Annotated in this window: 23 protein-coding genes; 14 read left to right on the top strand and 9 right to left on the bottom strand. The window is 74.5% G+C overall.

Annotated elements, in window-relative coordinates:
- Positions 1–24 precede the first annotated feature (24 nt).
- Both ACZ63H_RS27070 and ACZ63H_RS27065 read right to left on the bottom strand, forming a co-directional pair.
- On the bottom strand, positions 25–681 hold the full coding sequence (locus ACZ63H_RS27070) for an HAD family hydrolase (protein ID WP_469869301.1): 657 nt from the start codon (positions 679–681) through the stop codon (positions 25–27).
- 51 nt (positions 682–732) lie between these two features.
- On the bottom strand, positions 733–1,770 hold the full coding sequence (locus tag ACZ63H_RS27065) for a PHP domain-containing protein (protein ID WP_469869299.1): 1,038 nt from the start codon (positions 1,768–1,770) through the stop codon (positions 733–735).
- A gap of 157 nt (positions 1,771–1,927) precedes the next feature.
- On the opposite strand from ACZ63H_RS27065, the gene ACZ63H_RS27060 reads away from it, so the two are divergent.
- Both ACZ63H_RS27060 and ACZ63H_RS27055 read left to right on the top strand, forming a co-directional pair.
- Complete coding sequence (locus ACZ63H_RS27060; protein WP_469869297.1) at positions 1,928–2,716, top strand: SDR family oxidoreductase; 789 nt, start codon at positions 1,928–1,930, stop codon at positions 2,714–2,716.
- Positions 2,717–2,809: 93 nt separating this feature from the next.
- A complete protein-coding gene (locus tag ACZ63H_RS27055) occupies positions 2,810–3,055 on the top strand; it encodes a hypothetical protein (RefSeq protein WP_469869295.1) in 246 nt (81 codons plus the stop codon).
- A gap of 9 nt (positions 3,056–3,064) precedes the next feature.
- Here ACZ63H_RS27055 and ACZ63H_RS27050 read toward each other — a convergent pair whose 3' ends face one another.
- Positions 3,065–4,297 (bottom strand): ricin-type beta-trefoil lectin domain protein, encoded by a 1,233-nt coding sequence (locus ACZ63H_RS27050; protein ID WP_469869293.1) that lies wholly within the window; start codon positions 4,295–4,297, stop codon positions 3,065–3,067.
- 316 nt (positions 4,298–4,613) lie between these two features.
- Here ACZ63H_RS27050 and ACZ63H_RS27045 point away from each other — a divergent pair, with 316 nt between their 5' ends.
- Genes ACZ63H_RS27045 through ACZ63H_RS27020 form a run of 6 tightly spaced genes read left to right on the top strand, consistent with a single transcriptional unit; the run spans position 4,614 to position 8,389 of the window.
- Positions 4,614–4,808, top strand: a complete 195-nt coding sequence (locus tag ACZ63H_RS27045; protein WP_469869291.1) for a hypothetical protein — start codon at positions 4,614–4,616, stop codon at positions 4,806–4,808.
- The gene (locus tag ACZ63H_RS27040; protein ID WP_469869289.1) at positions 4,805–5,260 is read left to right on the top strand and encodes an MrpF/PhaF family protein; all 456 of its coding nucleotides are present in this window, start codon (positions 4,805–4,807) and stop codon (positions 5,258–5,260) included. The genes ACZ63H_RS27045 and ACZ63H_RS27040 overlap by 4 nt, the downstream gene beginning before the upstream one ends.
- Entirely contained in the window at positions 5,253–5,513 is a 261-nt protein-coding gene (locus tag ACZ63H_RS27035) for a Na(+)/H(+) antiporter subunit B (RefSeq protein ID WP_469869287.1), read from the top strand. The genes ACZ63H_RS27040 and ACZ63H_RS27035 overlap by 8 nt, the downstream gene beginning before the upstream one ends.
- A complete protein-coding gene (locus tag ACZ63H_RS27030) occupies positions 5,510–6,247 on the top strand; it encodes an MnhB domain-containing protein (RefSeq protein ID WP_469869285.1) in 738 nt (245 codons plus the stop codon). The genes ACZ63H_RS27035 and ACZ63H_RS27030 overlap by 4 nt, the downstream gene beginning before the upstream one ends.
- A 31-nt stretch (positions 6,248–6,278) precedes the next feature.
- Entirely contained in the window at positions 6,279–6,626 is a 348-nt protein-coding gene (locus ACZ63H_RS27025) for a sodium:proton antiporter (RefSeq protein ID WP_469869283.1), read from the top strand.
- A complete protein-coding gene (locus ACZ63H_RS27020) occupies positions 6,626–8,389 on the top strand; it encodes a complex I subunit 5 family protein (protein WP_469869281.1) in 1,764 nt (587 codons plus the stop codon). The genes ACZ63H_RS27025 and ACZ63H_RS27020 overlap by 1 nt, the downstream gene beginning before the upstream one ends.
- A gap of 49 nt (positions 8,390–8,438) precedes the next feature.
- Here the strand turns inward: ACZ63H_RS27020 and ACZ63H_RS27015 are convergent, their stop codons facing one another.
- Positions 8,439–8,825 (bottom strand): anti-sigma factor antagonist, encoded by a 387-nt coding sequence (locus ACZ63H_RS27015; protein ID WP_469869279.1) that lies wholly within the window; start codon positions 8,823–8,825, stop codon positions 8,439–8,441.
- A 206-nt stretch (positions 8,826–9,031) separates the two neighbouring features.
- Between ACZ63H_RS27015 and ACZ63H_RS27010 the strand changes: the two genes are divergently transcribed.
- Entirely contained in the window at positions 9,032–9,883 is an 852-nt protein-coding gene (locus tag ACZ63H_RS27010) for a hypothetical protein (RefSeq protein ID WP_469869277.1), read from the top strand.
- Between the two features lie 92 nt (positions 9,884–9,975).
- Positions 9,976–10,446 (top strand): pyridoxamine 5'-phosphate oxidase family protein, encoded by a 471-nt coding sequence (locus ACZ63H_RS27005; RefSeq protein ID WP_469869275.1) that lies wholly within the window; start codon positions 9,976–9,978, stop codon positions 10,444–10,446.
- A 724-nt stretch (positions 10,447–11,170) separates the two neighbouring features.
- On the opposite strand, the gene ACZ63H_RS27000 is transcribed toward ACZ63H_RS27005, so the two are convergent.
- Positions 11,171–11,482 carry a DUF4235 domain-containing protein gene (locus tag ACZ63H_RS27000; RefSeq protein WP_469869273.1) on the bottom strand — a complete coding sequence of 104 codons (312 nt, stop codon included), beginning with the start codon at positions 11,480–11,482 and terminating at the stop codon, positions 11,171–11,173.
- A gap of 28 nt (positions 11,483–11,510) precedes the next feature.
- A complete protein-coding gene (locus tag ACZ63H_RS26995) occupies positions 11,511–12,527 on the bottom strand; it encodes a glutathione S-transferase family protein (protein ID WP_469869271.1) in 1,017 nt (338 codons plus the stop codon).
- Positions 12,528–12,644: 117 nt separating this feature from the next.
- Between ACZ63H_RS26995 and ACZ63H_RS26990 the strand changes: the two genes are divergently transcribed.
- Positions 12,645–13,892: a cation diffusion facilitator family transporter gene (locus ACZ63H_RS26990; RefSeq protein WP_469869269.1), complete on the top strand. Its 1,248-nt coding sequence runs from the start codon at positions 12,645–12,647 to the stop codon at positions 13,890–13,892.
- Positions 13,893–13,972: 80 nt separating this feature from the next.
- On the opposite strand, the gene ACZ63H_RS26985 is transcribed toward ACZ63H_RS26990, so the two are convergent.
- A complete protein-coding gene (locus tag ACZ63H_RS26985; RefSeq protein WP_469869267.1) occupies positions 13,973–14,437 on the bottom strand; it encodes a nitroreductase family deazaflavin-dependent oxidoreductase in 465 nt (154 codons plus the stop codon).
- 260 nt (positions 14,438–14,697) lie between these two features.
- On the opposite strand from ACZ63H_RS26985, the gene ACZ63H_RS26980 reads away from it, so the two are divergent.
- Positions 14,698–15,927, top strand: coding sequence for a cytochrome P450 (locus ACZ63H_RS26980; protein WP_469869265.1), 1,230 nt, complete (start codon positions 14,698–14,700; stop codon positions 15,925–15,927).
- 18 nt (positions 15,928–15,945) lie between these two features.
- Positions 15,946–16,146, top strand: a complete 201-nt coding sequence (locus ACZ63H_RS26975) for a ferredoxin (RefSeq protein WP_467932412.1) — start codon at positions 15,946–15,948, stop codon at positions 16,144–16,146.
- A 50-nt stretch (positions 16,147–16,196) separates the two neighbouring features.
- On the opposite strand, the gene ACZ63H_RS26970 is transcribed toward ACZ63H_RS26975, so the two are convergent.
- A complete protein-coding gene (locus tag ACZ63H_RS26970) occupies positions 16,197–17,048 on the bottom strand; it encodes an endo alpha-1,4 polygalactosaminidase (protein WP_469869263.1) in 852 nt (283 codons plus the stop codon).
- 140 nt (positions 17,049–17,188) lie between these two features.
- Between ACZ63H_RS26970 and ACZ63H_RS26965 the strand changes: the two genes are divergently transcribed.
- Complete coding sequence (locus ACZ63H_RS26965) at positions 17,189–18,157, top strand: aldo/keto reductase (RefSeq protein ID WP_469869261.1); 969 nt, start codon at positions 17,189–17,191, stop codon at positions 18,155–18,157.
- A gap of 53 nt (positions 18,158–18,210) precedes the next feature.
- On the opposite strand, the gene ACZ63H_RS26960 is transcribed toward ACZ63H_RS26965, so the two are convergent.
- A complete protein-coding gene (locus ACZ63H_RS26960; protein ID WP_469869259.1) occupies positions 18,211–18,705 on the bottom strand; it encodes a universal stress protein in 495 nt (164 codons plus the stop codon).
- Between the last annotated feature and the right edge of the window lie 76 nt (positions 18,706–18,781).

Genomic DNA, 18,781 nt, shown 5'->3' with positions numbered 1-18,781 from the left:
ACCGGTCCGCGGGGGTGCCGCCGCTCACCCCAGCGCGCTCCCCGTCAGCCGCGCCAGCAGGTCCGCCGGGTCGGCGTACACCGCCTCCGCCCCGGCCTCCTCCAGGTCCGCCCGGGGAATCCCGCCGCACAGGACCCCGACGCAGCGCACCCCCGCCTTGCTGCCCGCCCGCATGTCCCACACCGTGTCCCCGACGAACACCGCCCGCGAGGCCGGGACCCCGGCCAGCTCCAGGGCGTGCTCCACCGGCTCGGGGGCCGGCTTGCCCTCCTGGACGTCGTCGGAGCTGGCCGTCGCCTTGATGGCGTCGTCCGCGTCGATCGCCCGGCGCAGCGCGCCCAGCTCCGCGCCGCTCGCCGAGGTGGCGAGGACCACCGCCCAGCCGTCCCGGTGCAGCCGCCGCAGCAGGTCCCCGGCGCCCGGCAGGGCGGGCAGCCGGTCGAAGTACTGGCCGTACAGCGCCGTGTGCGCGGCGCTCAGCTCGTCGTCCCGCTCCCGGTCGCGGCCGTCGCCGAGCAGGTGGGCGATCAGGTCCGAGGAGCCCAGGCCGACGGCCCGGTGCACGGCGTGCATGGGCACCTCGTGTCCCGCCTGGCGGAACGCCTCCCACCAGGTGACGACATGCAGATGATTGGTGTCGACGAGGGTTCCGTCCACGTCGAAGACGGCGGCTCGTTCCATGCGGGGTTCCTTTCCGGTGCTCGCTGGGGGACGGGTACCACGCCGGGCGGATCAGGAACCCGCCACCCGGTCCGGGAGGCGGCCCTCACGGGTCCAGGCCAGCAGGTCCTCGGCCGGCCAGGTGGTCACCACCCGCTCGGGCGGCACCCCGCACTCCTCGGCCCGGGCACAGCCGAGGATCTGCCAGTCCAGCTGGCCCGGCGCGTGCGCGTCGGTGTCGACGGCGAACAGCACACCCGCCTCGACCGCCCGGCGCAGCAGCCGCCGCGGCGGGTCCAGTCGCTCCGGGCGGCTGTTGATCTCCACGGCCGTCCCCGACTCGGCGCACGCGGCGAACACCTCGTCCGCGTCGAACTGCGACTCCGGCCGGCCCCGGCCGGTCACCAGGCGCCCGGTGCAGTGCCCGAGGACATCGGCGTGCGGATCGCGCACGGCGGCCACCATGCGCCGGGTCATGGACCGGGCGTCCATCCGCAGCTTGGAGTGCACCGACACCACGACCACGTCCAGGAGCCGGAGCAGCTCCGGCTCCTGGTCCAGCGAGCCGTCCTCCAGGATGTCGCACTCGATGCCGGTGAGCAGCCTGAACGGCGCCCAGCGGGCGTTCAGCTCCGCCACCACGGCCAGCTGCTCCCGCAGCCGTTCGGCCGACAGGCCCCGGGCCACGGTCAGCCGGGGCGAGTGGTCGGTCAGCGCCACCCACGCGTGCCCCAGCGCGGCCGCCGTCCGCCCCATCTCCTCGATCGGGCTGCCCCCGTCGGACCAGTCCGAATGGGTGTGACAGTCCCCGCGGACCAGCGCCCGCAGCCCGGCCCCGGGGCCCTCCGGCGGCGCCCCGGCCTCCTCCTCCAGCCGGCGCAGGTACCCGGGCACCTCCCCGGCCAGCGCCTCCCGCACCACCTGCGCGGTCTTCGGCCCGATCCCCTTCAGCGACTCCAGCGTCCCGGTGGCGGCCCGCCCGGCCACCTCGTCCCCGGGCAGTGCGGCCAGCGTCCGCGCGGCGGTACGGAAGGCCCGTACCCGGTAGGCGGGCGCGAGCGCCCGCTCCAGCAGGAAGGCGATCCGGTCGAGAGCGGCGACGGGTTCCATGCCCCCAGGTTCACACCGGGCGCCCCACCGGGGCGCGCGGAACCACCGGACCCGCCGCGCACCACCACGCGCCCCCGCCCCGGTGGCGCGATCCGTTTGCCCGCCCCGCCCCCGGGTAGTGCGGGAACCCCACGCTCACGGAAGCAGGAGGCTGGTCATGCCCAGCGCAGCGATCGTCACCGGCGCGGACTCCGGCATCGGCCGCGCCACCGCCGTACGCCTGGCCGAGGCGGGCCTGGACGTCGGGATCACCTGGCACACCGACGACAAGGGCGCCGAGGAGACGGCCGAACGGGTCCGCGCGCACGGCCGCCGCGCCGTCGTGACCCGGCTGGACCTGACCCGGCTGCCCGAGGCCGCCGACACCGTGGACGAGCTGGCCGGGGAACTGGGGCGGCTCGACGTCCTGGTCAACAACGCCGGCACGGGCACCATGACGCCCTACCTCGATCTCACCCTGGCGGACGTGCGCCGGGTCCTGGACGTCGACCTCGTCGGCCCCTTCCTGCTCGGCCAGCGGGCCGCCCGCCGGATGATCGAGCAGGGCGAGGGCGGCCGGATCGTCAACGTCACCTCGGTGCACGAGCACCAGCCCCGGGTCGGCGCGGCCCCCTACTGCGCGGCCAAGGGCGGCCTCGGCCTGCTCACCCAGGTGATGGCCCTGGAGCTGGCCGAGTACGGCATCACGGTGAACGCGGTCGCGCCCGGTGAGATCGCCACCCCGATGACCGGCCAGGAGGACATCGACGTGCACACCGTGCGCCGCCCCGGCGTGCCGCTCGGCCGCCCCGGCGACGCACGCGAGGTCGCCGCCGTGATCGCGTTCCTGGCGGGCCCCGACGCCTCGTACGTCACCGGCGCCTCCTGGAGCGTGGACGGCGGCATGCTGCGCATGGGCCCGCAGGCCGGGTCCCATCTGACCGGCGACGACTGGCGCCGCCCCTGAACCACGGGCCGGGGCGGCCGGTCCCCGTGCGCCCGGGACCGGCCGCCCCGCTGGACCGCCCGCCGGCGAGCCGGGCGTTCTAGGCTCTATTACATGACCGAACAAGCAGCTCCCCACATATCCCGCCCGCGGATCCTGGTCCTCGGCGTGTGCCCGGGCAAGCCGGGCGAGCCGCCGTTCCGGATCATGGAGATCGACGGTCAGGTGGTCGGTGAGGCCCGGAACGTCACCGAGGTCCTGGAGGCGGCGGCCTCCTACGGCATCACCATTCACGATCTGGACGATCCGGACGTGATCCGGTTCGTGGGCGGGGACAAGTACACCTGGCGGCCGCGCTGAGCGGACCGCTCAGCCGACCGTCCACTTCTGGTTGGCGCCGCCCGTGCAGGTCCAGATCTGCAGCCGCGTCCCGTTGGCCGAGTTGTTGCCGGCGACGTCGAGGCACTTGTTCGCCTGGGGGTTGACGATGTCGCGGGCCGCCGGGAGGGCCCATTGCTGGGCGGGGCTGCCGTTGCAGTCCCACAGCTGGACGGGGGTGCCGTCGGCGGTGCCGCCGCCGCTGACGTCCAGGCACTTGCCGAGCGCCCGCAGCGTGCCGTCCGAGCCGACGGTCCACGCCTGTGCGTTCGTCCCGTTGCAATCGTAGAGCTGGACCGGGGTGCCGTTCGCGGGGTTCGCGCCGGCCACGTCCACGCACTTGCCCGCCAGGCCCCGGATCGGCGCCCCGGCGGCGCCGCCGCCGGTCGTCACCGACACCGAGTCCACCACCAGCGTCTGCGGGAACTGCGTCGAACCGTCCGGGTCGCCGGGCCAGTAGCCGCCGACCGCCAGGTTCAGGATCAGGAAGAACGGCTTGTTGAACACCCACGTCCTGCCGCCCAGATCGGCGGGGGTGCGGCGCTGGTAGACGTTGCCGTCCACCGACCAGGTGATCGAGTCGGGCGCCCAGTCGACGGCGAAGGTGTGGAAGGCGTCCGCGAAGGCCTGCCCGTTCGGCAGGGTGTAGCCCGCGCCTATGCCGCCCGAGCCGGAGTAACCGGGGCCGTGGATGGTGCCGTGCACGGCCGACGGTTCGAAACCGACGTTCTCCATCACGTCGATCTCGCCCGAGTCCGGCCAGTTGACGGGGGTGCCGAGCATCCAGAACGCCGGCCACATGCCCTGCCCGCGCGGGATCTTCATGCGCGCCTCGACGTGGCCGTACTGGGCGGTGAACTTCCCGGCGGTGTTCAGCCGGGCCGAGGTGTACTGGCAACTGCCGTACCAGCACTGGTAGCCGGCCGGGTTCTCCTTGCGGGCCGTGATCACCAGGTGGCCCTGGCCGTCCAGGGCCGCGTTCTTCGTCCCCGAGGTGTAGTACTGCCGTTCGTGGTTGTTGACGTTGTCGCCGGTCTCCAGCGTCCACTTCGACCCGTCGACCGCCGCGCCCGCGGGCCCGTCGAAGGTGTCGGAGAAGGTGGTGACGGCCGCGGCCGCCGGGGCGGCGCCGTCGGCCCGTGCCGGACCGACGGCGGCCGAGCCGATCAGCACGGCGGACAGGGCGGCGAGCAGACATCTGCGGAGCAGGCGTGGGGAGGCCATGGCTCTCCGTTCTCGTGGGGGTCGTCGCGCGGCAAGAATGCGCCCCTTGATTTAAGGAGTGAGATAAGAGGGCGTCAATACTCTGGTACGGACCGGTTGCCGCGCCCGCCGGTACGGGCCCCGACACCCGCCCGGCGGCAACTTCCCCGCACCGCACACCGGTTGCCCCGGCTTTCCGTTCCCACCTCCGGGGCGCTCCGGGTGCCGACCCGCGTGCCGTCGCTCCCGCGCGGGCCCGGCGGTGCTTGGATGCCCCCAGCGGCCATCGCGGACACATCGCCGCGACTTCCCGCGCGACGGACCGAGGAGGTGCCGCGTGAACCGCCGTACCGCCCCCCGCGCGGTCCTCGTGGCCGCCGGTGAACTCCTCGCCTGGTGGGCGGCGCTGGCCCTGCTGTGGCTGGTGCTGATCACGACCGTCGACACCCTGGAACGCGTCGTCGGCGCGAGCTGCGCCGCCGTGGGCGCGGTGCTCGCCCGGGCCGGCCGGCGGGCGGTGGGGTGGCGGTGAACGGCTGGAACCTCGCGGCGGCCGCCCTGCTGGGCGGGGGAGGGGCGGCCACGCTCTGGGGCGTGACCACCGGCCCGCCGGTCCGCCGGGTGATCGCGCAGAACCTGACCACCTCCGCCGTGTGCCCGGCCCTGCTGCTCCTCGCCCAGGGCTACGGCCGCCCCGCCTACGTCGACCTCGCCCTGCTGCTCGCCCTGCTGGGACCGGTCGGCACCCTGGTGTTCGCCCGGCTGCTCTGCGACGACCCGGCCGAAGAGCGCCCGGGCGCCCGTGCGCTGACCTGGACGGCGGCGGCGGTCGGCGCGGCCGTCGTGATCGCGCTCGGCGTGGCCGCCGGACCGGGCCGCGCCCTGGTGAAGCTGCTGGTGACCGGCGCCCTGCTGACCGGCGGCAACGTCATCGCCTCGCGCGCCCTGGCCGCCGGCGGATTCAGGGGGGTGCGGGGTGGCTGACGCGCTGCTCGTCGTCGTCCTGCTGCTCGTCGCCGCCTCCGCCACCGCGGCCGTGGCCCAGCGCGACCCCGCCCGCCAGGCCCTGGTGCTGTCCTTCATGGGGGTGCTGCTGGCGGCGCTGTTCACCGTGCTCCAGGCCCCGGACGTCGCCCTGTCCCAGCTCGCCGTCGGCTCGGCCCTCACCCCGCTGCTGATCATGCTGTCGGTGCGCAAGGTCAGACGGCGGGGCCGCGCGGACGAGGACACCGAGTGAACCGGCTGCGGCTGTGGCTGCTGGCCGCGGGCGGCGCCGGCCTCGCCGCCCTGCTCGTCGCCGCCTGCCTCGACCTGCCCCGCTTCGGCGGCGAACGCCACCCCTACGGCGACCGGGCCGTGCACGCCTCCCTCCTGCGGCACACCGCCAACACCGTCGCCTCCGTCAACTTCGACCAGCGCGCCTACGACACCCTCGGCGAGATGAGCATCCTGTTCGCCGCCGTCCTCGGCTGCGTGGTGCTGCTGCGCCAGGCCCGCGACGAGCGCAGGGCCCCGCCCGAACCCGCCGAGGTGGCCCGCCCGGTCCGCCGCTACGCCCTGCTCGTGCTGCCCGTCGCCCTGGTCACCGGCCTCTACGTCATCGCCCATGGCCAGCTCAGCCCCGGCGGCGGCTTCCAGGGCGGGGTCGTCGCCGCCACCGCCCTGCACCTGCTCTACCTCGGTGCCGACTACGGCGCGCTGGAACGCGTCCGCCCGCTCGGCGTCCACGAGACCACCGACGCGCTCGCCGTCTGCGCCTACCTCCTCCTGGGCCTCGCCCCGGTCCTGGCCGGCACCGCCTTCCTGGCCAACACCCTGCTGCCGTACGGCACGTTCAACACGCTGTCCTCCGGTGGCGCCGTCCCGTTGCTGAACGCGGCCATCGGCGTGGAGGTGGCGAGCGCGGCCGTCGTCCTGCTCGCCCACTTCCTCGACCAGGCCGTCGAGATCGAGGAGGAGCACGGCAGGTGAACACCGCGGAAGGACCCGGGAGGCGCGCACCGTGAACACCCTGCCCTACCTGGTGGCCGTCTACCTCTTCCTGACCGGCTGCTACGGCCTCGCCACCAGCCGCAACCTGATCCACGCCGTGGGCTGCCTCGCGGTGTGCCAGTCCGCCACCTACGTCCTGCTGCTCGCGGTCGGCTACCGCGACGGCGGCACCGCGCCCGTCTTCTCCGACATCCGGCCCGGCTCCCGACCGGTGGTCGACCCGGTGGTGCAGGCCCTCACCCTCACCGACGTCGTCGTGGGCGCCACCGTCACCGCGCTGCTGCTCGCCCTCGTGCTGCAGATCGCCAAACGGCACGGCACGGTCGACCCCGACGAGCTGCGGGAGCTGCGCGGCTGATGCACCGTCTGCTCCCGCTGCTCGTCGCCCTGCCGCTGCTCGGCGCCGCCCTGCTCGTGGCCACCGGCCGCCGTCTGCCCCGGATCGCCGTCGAGATCACCGGCTTCGCGGTCTGCGGCGGCACCGCCGCCCTCGCCCTCGTCCTGCTGACGAACTCGGCCCCGCCGCTGACCGAATGGGTCGGCGCCTGGCCGCCCGCCGGCGAGGACAGCGTCGGCATCCTCGTCGTCGGCGACGGCCCGGCCCTCGGCATGGCCACGCTCGCCTCGCTGCTCACCCTCGCCGCCCTCGCCTACTCCTGGCGCTACTTCGACGCGCCCCCGCACGGCCACACCGGCGCCTTCACCGCGCTGATGCTGGTCTTCCAGGGCGCCATGTGCGGATTCGCCCTCGCCGGCGACCTGTTCAACGCGTTCGTGTTCTTCGAGCTGATGAGCGTGGTGGCGTACGCCCTGACCGGCTACCGCATCGACGAGGCCAAGGCCGTCCAGGGAGCCCTCACCTTCGGGGTCGTCAATTCCCTCGGCGCCTACGCCCTGCTGATGGGCATCGCCCTGCTGTACGCCCGTACCGGCCAACTGGCCATGGCGAGGATCGGGCACGGCCTCGACACGGCCGCGCCCGGCGGACCGGACGCGCTGGTCCTGGCCTCCTTCGTGCTGGTGCTCACCGGACTGCTGGTCAAGGCGGCCGCCGTGCCCCTGCACTTCTGGCTCCCCGACGCGCACGCCGTCGCCCCCACCCCGGTGTGCATGCTGCTGTCCGGCGTCATGGTCGAACTCGGCGCGTACGGCGTGTGGCGCGTGTACGGCACCGTCTTCGCCGGGCCCGGCGGCATCCCGGCCGCCGGCCTGACCCGCGCCCTGGTGACGCTCGGTGCCCTCACCGCCGTGACCGGCGCCGTCATGTGCTGGTACCAGCGGCACATCAAACGGCTCCTCGCCTACTCCACCGTCTCCCACACCGGCCTGTTCCTCGCCGGGCTCGGCGTGCTCACCCCCGAGGGGGACGTCGGCGTCGCCCTCTACCTCCTCGGCCACGCCGGCGTGAAGGCCGCGCTGTTCGCCTGCGCGGGCGCCCTGCTGGACCGGTTCGGCAGCGTCGACGAACACGCCCTGCACGGCCGGGGCCGGCCGCTGCGCGCCACCGCGGTGATGTTCGCCGTCGGCGCCCTCGGCCTGGCCGGCCTGCCGCCGTTCGGCACGGCGCTCGGCAAGGCGATCACCGAGGAGGCGGTCGGCGGCCCGCTCACCGTGGTGTACGTGGCCGCCTCCGCGATCACCGCGGGCGCGGTGCTGCGGGTCACCGCCCGGGTGTTCCTCGGCCTCGGGCCGCGTCCCGGGGACGCCGAGTACGAGACCAGCGGCTCGGACGAGGAACCCGAGACCGGCGGTCTGCTCCGCCGGATCCCGGACACCATGACGACCGTGCCCGCCGTGCTGCTCGCCGCCGCCCTCGCGGTCGGCGCCGTGCCCGGTTCCGGTGCCGTGATGGCCCGGTCCGTCGCCGCGGCCCGCTCGGGCGGGGCGCACGCGACCGCGCACTGGACCGCGCACGGCGTGCTGCTGGGCGTGGCCTCCACCGTGGCGGCCGTGGCGCTCGCCGGCCTCGCCGTCGCCCGCCCGGCCTGGACGGCCGCCCCCCGCTGGGCCGCGCCCCTCAGGCGCCTGCAGTCCGGGCACGTCGGCGACTACGTGGCCTGGCTGCTGGTGGGCGCGACCGTGCTGGGGGCACTGGCGCTGCCCGGGGTGCCGGGCCCCTGACGCCCCGCGGGCCCGGCCCGGCGGGACCGCGCCGCCGTGCCCGGCCTCCTCACGCCGTCCGGTCCGGTCCGCCGGCCGGCGGGCGGTCCAGGGCCGCGTCCAGGCCCGGCTGCGGGGGCAGCAGGCGGGCCAGGCCGGTGGCCCGGATGACCCGCAGCGTCAGCGGGTGCGTGCACACCAGGTGCAGTTGCCCGCCGCGCTCCAGCACCCGCGAGCGCGCCCGGTACAGCAGCCGCAGCCCCGAGCAGTCGAAGAACTCCACCGGCCGCAGGTCCAGCACGGCCCGGACGCCCGCCCGGCCGGTGACCCGGTCGAGGATCGGGCCGATCTCCTCCGCGGCGACGAGGTCGATCTCGCCCCGGAACTCCAGCACGGTGTGCCCGCGGTAGGCGTACACGCCCAACTGCCGGGTGAGGGATACGGGTTCGTGTCGCACCTCGGCACCACCTCCCACCCGTGCGCCGGTCGATTCCGACCGCCAAGTTACCGTCGTTGCAGGGAATTTGAGCATGTTCGATTGACATATGTCTTCGGCTTTGCGGCGTACCGCCGGTACGGTCCGCTCGCCCGCTGAACGTTTCCGCCCCCGCCGGCGTCACAGGACCCGGAACCACACGGACGGCCGGGAGAACAGGGGCGGGAATGCGCAGAGGGCTCACAGCGGTGGTGCTGGCGGCGGTGACCGCCCTGGCGGCGGCGGGCTGCGACGACGGCCCCCGCCCGGACCTGGTGGTCCGGGGAACGCCGCCGGCCACCCCCTACGGCGGCCCGCTCTCCGTGCCCACCAGGGAACTCGACGAGAGCGGCCCCCGTGCGCTGCGCCTGGCCGCCGGAGCGGCCGGCCGGGCACTGGAGTGCGACGGGGAGATCTTCGACGGCCTCGGCCCCGACGGGTGGAGCAGGGCGGACGGCGGCACCACCCCCGAGGAGGGACTGGGCCTCTACTTCGACATGGTGCGGCCCGACCTCCCCGACCACGGCTACCGCGTGGAGCGCCGGGAACCCGACCGGGTGCTGTACTCCTACGACGTGGCGGGCCGGACGAAGGTGGCCGTCGTCGTGGCCAGGGACCAGGCGGGGCGGCCCGGCTGGGGCCCGGAGACCAGCGCCTCCTGCGACCCGGCCGAACTCCCCGAGAGCTTCACGGCCACCACGGACTGGGAGATCTGGACCGACCGCGCGGGCCGCAGGGTCCCGGTGTCCAGGCTGCACAGCACCACGGGGCCGGAGCACTGCGGCTGGCAGTCCGCCCGCCTGCTGGCCCTGGACGGCCGCACGTACGCCCGCGACCCCGACGGCGTGCTCGCCGGGTACGACCTGCTCCGCGCCCCGTACCGGGCGCACGTCCGCATGCCCGCCGACGCCCGCGACACCGGCTACCACCACCGGGGCAGCCGGCTGTGGCTGACCGGCGACCGGCAGACCGCCTACGTCCACACACCCGGCGGCGTGGAGGCGTGGCCCCGTGTGAAGGACGGCTTCGGCTGCGACTGACCCGGCCGCCGAAGCCGTGGCGCGACGCGGTCTTCTCGCCGGGCACGGCCACACTGAACCAGACGATCACCGGAAAGAGGAGGCCGTACGCCATGACCCCGCCCCCGCCGCCCGCCCGCTCCGCCGCGCGGCGCAAGAAGGACACCCTCCACCGGCTGGACAACGACGTCGACGCCTGGGTCGCCACCGCCGGACCCGACGGCGCGGCCCCGTATCTCGTGCCGCTGTCATTCGTCTGGGACGGCACCTCGCTGCTGATCGCCACGGCGGCCGACAGCCCCACCGGCCGCAACCTCGCGGCCACCGGGAGGGCCCGGCTCGGCGTCGGGCCCACGCGGGACGTCGTGCTGATCGAAGGCACCGCGCGGGCGGTGACCCCCGAGGACCTGCCCGAGGAGGACGCCGAGGTCTTCGCCGGCAAGACGGGCTTCGACCCCCGCCGGCTGGCCGCCCCCTACCTGTACTTCAGGGTGATCCCGCAGCGGGTCCAGGCCTGGCGGGAGGAGAACGAACTGCGCGACCGCGACCTGATGCGCGACGGCCGGTGGCTGGACGCGGTCTGAGCGGTGGGGTGGGGCGCGGGTGGGGGCGGGTGCGTTCGGCTGGCGACGGCGTGTGGCGGGCGCGGTCGGGGAGGCGGCGGGGCGGCCCGCACCGAGCCCTGTCACGGGGCCGGCCGGGCGGCCGGGCCGGTCCGGGCCCGGCCGCCGTCTCGCCGGGTGGACCGGCCCGGCCGCCGACGCGCGCCGCTCTGGCTCGGGCCCGCTCGCCGGTCAGACCCGGGCCCGGCCGTTCCCGACCGCCGTCCGCCGCTCGCCGCCGGTGGCCCGGGCCGTCCGTCGTGGACTGCCGGTGATCCGGACTGTCCGTTGCGGGCCGCCGACGGCTCGGACCGTCCGTCGTCGGTCCGGGGCGACCCCGGTCGACGAGCCCGGCCGTTCCCGACCGCCGTCCGCCGTCCGCCGTTCACCGCCGGTGGCCCGGGCCGTCCGTCGTGGACTGCCGGTGATCCGGACTGTCCGTTGCGGGCCGCCGGCGATTCGGACCGTCCGTCGTCGGTCCGGGGCGAGCCCGGCCGTTCCCGACCGCCGTCCGCCATCCGCCGCCGGTGGCCCGGACCGTCCGTAGTCGGTCCGGGGCGACCCCGGTCGGCTCTTTTCCGGCCGTGGGCCGGTCCCGCTCGTGTCGCGTCGGGCGTCGGTCGGTCCAGGCCGGATCTCGTCGGGCGTGGGTCAGTCCCGCTCGTGTCGCGTCGGGTGTCGGTCGACCCCGCTCGGCGGTCGGTGGTCAGTCACGGCCGTTCTTGTCCGTCGACGGCCATACCCCCGTCGAGCGGGCGATGGCCTTCGCACCGGTGCGGTCCACCGCGCTGCGGACCACCGCGAAGATCGCCCCCTGTACCGCCGCGGCCAGCAGGATCTCGCCCCAGCCGCGGTCCGGGTCCAGCGCGTCGGGCGCGTCGTCCTCGTGCCGGATCACCTTCCACGCCTTGCGGAACGCCATTCCGGCCAGCGCGCCGCCCGCCCAGCTGAGCGCGAAGCCGAACGGCTGGTAGACGAGCGGGAGCTTGTTCTTCTTGTGCTTGTCTTTCTTGGCCATGTGTGACTCCTTCCTCGTCGGACGCCCCTCATGCGGGCCGTCCCCGGGGGGCCACCCGTTCGCCCTGGGGCACCGGTCCCGGCGGCGTGCCGTCACCGAACGGCCGCCCGCCCAGTTCCTCCCGGTCGTGTCCGGTCAGCCAGCCGCCGAGATCCGGCCCGAGCGGCACGATCCCGGTGGGGTTGATGCCGGTGTGGACCTGGTAGTAGTGCCGCTTGATGTGGTCGAAGTCGACCGTGTCCCCGAAGCCGGGCGTCTGGAACAGGTCCCGGGCGTACGCCCACAGCACCGGATGCTCCGCCAGCTTCCAGCGGTTGCACTTGAAGTGGCCGTGGTAGACGGCGTCGAACCGGACGAGGGTGGTGAACAACCGGATGTCCGCTTCCGTAAGAGTGTCGCCGACCAGATACCGCTGCCGGGACAGCCGCTCACCGAGCGTTTCCAGCCGGCGGAACACCCCCGCGCACGCCTCCTCGTACTCCCGCTGGTGCGTGGCGAACCCGGCCCGGTACACCCCGTTGTTCACGTCCTCGTACACCTCGGCCATCACCTGGTCGATCTCCTCGCGCCGGGCGGCCGGGTACAGGTCCGGCGCGCCGGGGCGGTGCAGGGCGGTCCACTCGGTGGCCAGGTCCAGGGTGATGCGCTGGTAGTCGTTGGTGACCAGCCGCCCGCTGGGGACGTCCACGATCGCGGGCACGCTGACCCCGCCCGGGTGGCCGGGCTCGCGCCGGTCGTAGGCCTCGCTCAGGAACCGGATGCCGAGCACCGGGTCGCGGCCGTCCGGGTCCAGCGTGAACCGCCAGCTGCGGTCGTCCTGGACGGGATCGGCCACCGCCAGCGAGAGCGCGTCCTCCAGCCCCAGCAGCCGGCGTGAGATGACCGCCCGGCTCGCCCACGGACAGGCGCGGGAGACCACCAGCCGGTAGCGGTCCGCCGCCACCGGCCAGCCGTCCCGGCCGTCGGCGGTGATCCGGTCGGCGAAGTGGCTCCGGGACCTGGTGAACGTCCGGTGTCCGTAGGGGCTGTTGCCGTGGCCGCCCATGTCTCCTCCTCACCGGCCGGTTGCTCCCGGCACCCGCGTTCCCCGTCCGGCCCCGTGTTCCCCGTTTCGTGCGGCCCGCACGGTGTGAGCGGCGCGGTCGGGGGCAGTCGGCGAAGGGTGAGCGGAACACCCTCGAACCGGGAGACGGCCGCCCGTACGGCCGGGAGCAGCGCCCACCACCCGACCCCCGGCGCCCCGCCGGACGCGCCACGGGCCCCCTCCGGCCACGGCGGTCCGCCGGATCGCCGCGACAGGGCGGGCGGCCACCCGGGACCCCGTCACCCCGAGCACCACGACGGCCCCCCGGAACCCCACCACGCCGACGCCGGCACCGGCGCGCGCACGGACCGCGGCGCCGCCCGGCCCGCCGGCCCGGCCCCCGGCGGCGACACCGCCCCCGGTGCCGGCCCTGCGGCCGAGGCCGACCGGTCCACCAGGATCACCGTCCTCGTCGCGCTCGCGGCCAATCTGGTGATCGCCGTCGCGAAGGGGGCCGGCGGGGTGCTCGCCGGCTCGCCCGCGCTGCTGTCCGAGGCCGCGCACTCGGTCGCCGACAGCCTCAACGAGGTCTTCCTGCTGGCCGCCCTGCGCCGCAGCCGCCGCCCGGCCGACAGCCGGCACCCGTTCGGCTACGGCAAGGAGCGCTTCTTCTGGTCCCTGCTCGCCGCCGTGGGCATCTTCGTCATGGGCGGCTGCTTCTCCTTCTTCCAGGGCTTCGAGGCGCTGCGCGGCGGCGCCGAGGAGGAGCTGAGCGGCTATGTGGCGGGCCTGATCGTGCTGGGCGTGGCGCTGGCCGCCGAGGCCGGCTCGCTGCTGCGGGCCCTGCACCAGGTGCGCCGGCAGGGCGGCGGCCTCGGCGGGCTGCGCGACCCCGCGCTGCGCACGGTGGTCGCCGAGGACGGCACCGCGGTCCTCGGCGTGACCCTCGCCCTGATCGGCATGGCCCTGCACATGGTGACCGGGCAGGTCGTCTGGGAGGCGTCCGCCTCGCTGGCGATCGGGGTCCTGCTGGTCTACGTCGCCTACCGGCTCGGCCGCGACGCCCGCGACCAGCTCATCGGGGAGGCCGCCGAACCGGAGCTGAGCGGCAGGATCCGGGCGCTGCTGCGGGCCCAGCCGGAGATCGACAGCGTGGAGGCGCTGTTCACCATGAAGCTGGGTCTTGACTCCACGCTCGTCGCGGCCCGCGTCGACCTCGTGCCGGGGCTGGACAGCGAACGCGTGGAGGAGGTCGCCGACCGCATCAAGCGGTCCCTCGCCCGGACGTTCCCCGACGCCGGCCAGATCTTTCTCGACGTCACCGACCGGCGGGCGGGCGGGGCACAGGAAAGCCCCGCCGCGACGGGGGAACGCGGCGGGGCCTGACCGACGAATGCCCGGCGCCGAACCGCTTCACACGTTCCGGAAACAGATTTTTCTGAAACGCAGCGGTTCCCGGCCGGAAATCAGTGCTCGCCGGGGGAGTCCCCGTCGGACGGTTCCAGCACGAAGACGGGGATCTCCCGGGAGGTCTTCTCCTGGTACTCGGCGTACGGCGGGAACGCGGCCACCGCCCGCTCCCACCACTCGGCCTTCTCCGCCCCGGTGACCTCACGGGCCCGCATGTCCCGCTTCACCGGGCCGTCCTGCAACTCGACGTGCGGGTCGGCCTTGACGTTGAAGTACCAGACCGGGTGCTTGGGAGCACCTCCGACGGAGGCGACCACCGCGTACCGGCCCTCGTGCTCCACCCGCATCAACGGCGTCTTGCGGAGCTTGCCGCTCTTGGCACCCCGGGTGGTCAGCACGATCACCGGCAGCCCGGTGTCGAGCAGGGTCGTGCCCTGCGTCCCGCCCGAGCTCTCGTACAGCTCGACCTGCTCGCGTACCCACTGTTCCGGGCTGGGCTCGTACTCGCCCTCAAGAGGCATGATCTCGCGCTTCCCTTCATCCGTCCGACGAACATCGTCGCGGTCGACAACAGCCGTGGCCGCCGGAAACATCCGTACCGCGTACGGCCATTACCTCACATGATCTCCGGGGCGGTGGCCGGTTCCCATCCGTCGGGGCGGGGTACTTCGGCCAGATCGCGAAGGCCACCGATGTGGCCGAACTTCCCGTCGACCTATAGATGCCTGGGGCATCTAATGAAGATCGGCACGACGCACTCATTCGTCTGCGAGGTCTTTCCATGACGGAACTGACGGACACCACCGGCCCGGCTGCCCCGGCCGAACCCGTCGCATTCCCCCAGGACCGCACCTGTCCCTACCACCCCCCCACCGGATACGACCCGCTGCGCGACGGGCGACCCCTGTCCCGCGTCACCCTCTACGACGGCCGCGAGGTGTGGATGGTCACCGCGCAGGCCACCGCCCGCGCCCTGCTCGCCGACCCCCGGCTGTCCACCGACCGCCGCCGCGACGGCTTCCCCGTGCCCACGCCCCGCTTCGAGGCCGGCCGCTACCGCAAACTGGCCCTGCTCGGGCTGGACGACCCCGAGCACCAGCAGCAGCGCCGGATGCTGATCCCGTCGTTCACCGTCAAGCGCGCCACCGCGCAGCGCCCCTGGATCCAGCGGATCGTGGACGGACTGCTGGACGCGATGATCGAGCGGGGTCCGACCGCCGACCTGGTCTCCGCCTTCGCGCTGCCCGTGCCGTCCATGGTCATCTGCGAACTGCTCGGCGTGCCCTACGCCGACCACGAGTTCTTCGAGGAGCAGTCCCGCCGGCTGCTGCGCGGCCCGACCGGCGCCGACACCACGGACGCCCGGGACCGGCTGGAGGGCTACCTCGGCGAGCTGATCGACGCCAAGGCCAAGCAGGCCGAGCCCGGCGAGGGCATCCTCGACGACCTCGTCCACCACCGGCTGCTCCAGGGCGAATTGGAGCGGGAGGACGTGGTGTCGCTCGCCGTGATCCTGCTGGTCGCGGGGCACGAGACGACCGCCAACATGATCTCCCTGGGCACCTACACCCTGCTCCGGCACCCCGACCGGCTGGCCGAGCTGCGCGCCGATCCCACGCTGCTGCCCGCCGTCGTGGAGGAGCTGCTGCGGATGCTGTCCATCGCCGAGGGGCTGCAGCGGGTCGCGCTGGAGGACATCGAGATCGACGGCACCACCATCCGGGCCGGCGACGGCGTGCTGTTCGCGACCTCGGTCATCAACCGGGACACGGCCGTCTTCGACGACCCCGACGGCCTGGACTTCCACCGCGCCGACCGCCACCACGTGGCGTTCGGCTTCGGCATCCACCAGTGCCTGGGCCAGAACCTGGCCCGCGCGGAACTGGAGATCGCCCTCGGCAGCCTCTTCACCCGGCTGCCCGGGCTGCGTCTCGCCGCCCCGGCGGAGGAGATTCCCTTCAAACCGGGCGACACGATCCAGGGGATGCTGGAACTCCCCGTGACCTGGTAAGAGGCTTCGCTCATGCACATCGACATCGACATCGACAAGGACGTCTGCATCGGCGCCGGGCAGTGCGCGCTGGCGGCGCCGGGCGTCTTCACCCAGGACGACGACGGCTACAGCACCCTGCTGCCCGGTCAGGAGGACGGCGTCAACGACCCGATGGTCCGGGAGGCCGCCCGCGCCTGCCCGGTCAGCGCGATCACCGTGCGCGAGCGCACCGCCTGACGGGCACGGCGGTACGGCGACCCGGGCGCCGTACCGCCGTGGCGGCGCCGCTACCGCACGGCGCGGACGTAGGCCGCGCTGCCCGGGGTGGACACGTCCCGGTCCCGCCGGACGATGCTGAGCCGTCCGTCCCAGCGGGCCCGGGCCGCCTCCAGGCCGCGATCGGTGTACTCGATGTCCACCACCCGGTCGTCGAACGCCTTGGCGTACACCCCGCACTCGTCGTACTGACCGCACTCCTCCGCCACCGCGAAGTCCAGCCCGGCCCGCCGGCGCTGCCCGGCCAGTTCCGCGGTGTTCTTCTGTGCGATGGCCAGGTTCCGGGCGTGCGCGTGCCGGGACAGCAGGGCCATGAACGCGGTCGCGTCGGCCGTGTCGAGCAGTCCGTCGGAGCGGGTGTAACTGTCGTAGTTGTCGGGCTCGACGGCGTCGAAGCCCTTGTCCGCGCAGTCGTCGATCCAGCCGTTCACCCGTTTCGCCACCCGGTCCCGCTTGGCCGGGGTGCGGATGTCCAGCAACGGCTCGTCCCAGTCCTCGTCGACGACCGGCTTGCCGCGCGCGTCGCGCAGCAGCAGATCGGCCGGCCAGGAGGAGCGCTCGGCGGGCTGGGCCTGGAAGGCGTTGACGTAGCAGATGTTGTACAGGCCCCGGGCGGGGGAGTCGGACCGGTCGCGGCTGACCACGCGCACGCCCTCGGGCGGGGGGTAGGCGCCGCCGATCTGGTAGTCGAAACCGGCGCCCCTCGGGGGCAGCCGCACGGCGGCGGGCCTGCCGGAACCGTCCGCGTCCCGCTCGCCGGACGCGCAGCCGGCCAGCGCCGACACCGTGACGGCCAGGGCCGCCGCCAAGGCGCCCAGGGCCGTACGCGACCTCGGGGCGCGGGGAACACCCGTGGGGGACAAGTCCGCTCCATCCTGCCCACGCCGGGCGGCGCGGCACGTCCCAGGATCAAATCGCCCGTGCGCTCCCGGCGTCAAGTCGGCTCCCGGACCACGTCGTAGGCTCGCCGAGGATCATCGTCTCGACGGCAGGAGCAGCAACGATGCAGTACGTGAAGCTCGGTTCGACGGGCCTGGACGTGTCGCGGATCTGTCTGGGCTGCATGACGTACGGCGTGCCGGACCGCGGTACGCACGAGTGGACCCTCGACGAGGAGGCGTCGCGTCCGCTGATCCGGCAGGCGCTGGAGGCGGGCGTCAATTTCTTCGACACCGCCAACGTCTACTCCGACGGCACCAGCGAGGAGATCGTCGGCAAGGCGCTGCGGGACTTCGCCCGGCGCGACGAGATCGTGCTGGCCACGAAGGTGCACGGCCGGATGCGGCCCGGCCCCAACGGCGCCGGCCTGTCCCGCAAGGTCGTCATGACCGAGATCGACCACAGCCTGCGCCGCCTCGGCACCGACTACGTCGACCTCTACCAGATCCACCGCTACGACCACGCCACCCCCGTCGAGGAGACGATGGAGGCGCTGCACGACCTGGTCAAGGCGGGCAAGGTCCGCTACATCGGGGCCAGTTCGATGTACGCGTGGGAGTTCGCCAAGGCGCAGTACACCGCCGAGCGGCACGGCTGGACGAAGTTCGTGTCCATGCAGAACCACTACAACCTGCTCTACCGCGAGGAGGAGCGGGAGATGCTGCCCCTGTGCGCGGACCAGGGCGTCGGCGTGCTGCCGTGGAGCCCGCTCGCCCGGGGCCGGCTCACCCGCGACTGGGGCACGGTCACCGGACGCAGCGCCACCGACGACTTCGGCAGCCGGCTGTACCTGGAGAGCGACCGCGCGATCGTCGAGGCGGTCACCCGGATCGCGGCCGGGCGGGGCGTGCCGCGCGCCCAGGTGGCCCTCGCCTGGCTGCTGCACCAGGACACCGTGACGGCACCGATCGTGGGCGCGGCCAAGCCGCGGCACCTGGAGGACGCGGTGGCCGCGGTCGAACTGCGGCTGACCGACCAGGAGATCGAGGAACTCCGCCGGCCGTACACCCCGCGCGCGGTCAGCGGCCACTGATCGCCGCGGGGCCGGTGTCGCGGGGCGCGGCCCGGCGGGTCACGGGTGGTGGGTCACGGGTGGTGGGGCGGCGGCGGGAGCGTGGTCAGGGGCGGGGCCGGCCGCGGCCATACCAGCAGGACCGGGCAGGGGGCGTGGTCGACGGTGAACCGGGCCGCGGGGCCGAGGCTCCTCGGGCCGAGCCGGGACCGGTCCCCGTCCCGGGCCAGCACCAGCAGCCCCGCCCCCTCGGCGGCGGCCACCACCTCCCGCTCGGCCCGGCCGGACCGCTCCTCGCGCACGCACGGCCGGCCCAGCCGCCGGGCCGCCGCGTCCAGCAGCGCCGACGCCGACGTGCCGCCCAGCGCCTCCAGCCGGTCCCCGGGATCCCGTGCCCAGCCCTCGGCCGGCCCGTGCCCCGCCCGGTGGGCGCGGCCGAGCAGCCCGTCGAAGGCCCCGTGCGCCACCACGGGCACCTCGGGTTCGCTCACGTGGAGCAGTACCACCTCGGCGTCCTCCGGCGCGTGGACGCGCACCGCGTCCACGCAGGGCGGGCAGGGGTCCTTCACCCACGAGGCGGAGACCCCCCCCCGCCGCAACCCCCGCCCCCGCGCGCCTTTGCGGGGGCGGGCGCGGACCCTCCAG

Source organism: Streptomyces sp. NPDC104831, from assembly GCF_055583025.1.
The sequence above is the reverse complement of the archived record's forward strand: the minus strand, read 5'-3'. Positions and strand labels throughout refer to the sequence as shown.